The organism is Pseudomonas persica (genome assembly GCF_900291015.1).
In the GTDB taxonomy this organism is placed as follows: Bacteria; Pseudomonadota; Gammaproteobacteria; order Pseudomonadales; family Pseudomonadaceae; genus Aquipseudomonas.
Map to the genome: position 1 here is coordinate 1 of NZ_OLKL01000208.1, position 260 is coordinate 260.

Annotated in this window: 1 pseudogene; it reads right to left on the minus strand. The window is 51.2% G+C overall.

Annotated features, from left to right (window positions below):
• Window positions 1–186 (minus strand): annotated as a pseudogene (locus FQ664_RS26295) (hypothetical protein); the annotation flags it as partial.
• Window positions 187–260 lie beyond the last annotated feature (74 nt).

Sequence of the window (260 nt, forward strand, 5' to 3'; positions counted from 1 at the left end):
GTATTGGACCAGCAGCGGCCGGTTGTAGCCCATCTGTTCCCGCTTGGCCAATATCAGGTTGACGTCCCTGCCCATTTCGCGTACCGCCGGCAGCGGCAGCATCTTGATGAGGATGAAACACATCGTCATGATGATGAACAAAGTCATGAACATCAGCAGGATGCGCTTTACAATGTACTTTCCCATGAAAAACTCTCCCCGGGTTTTGTTGCCCATTCAATGGGGGATGGGGTAAAACCGGTATGTAATCTAATCAGGGC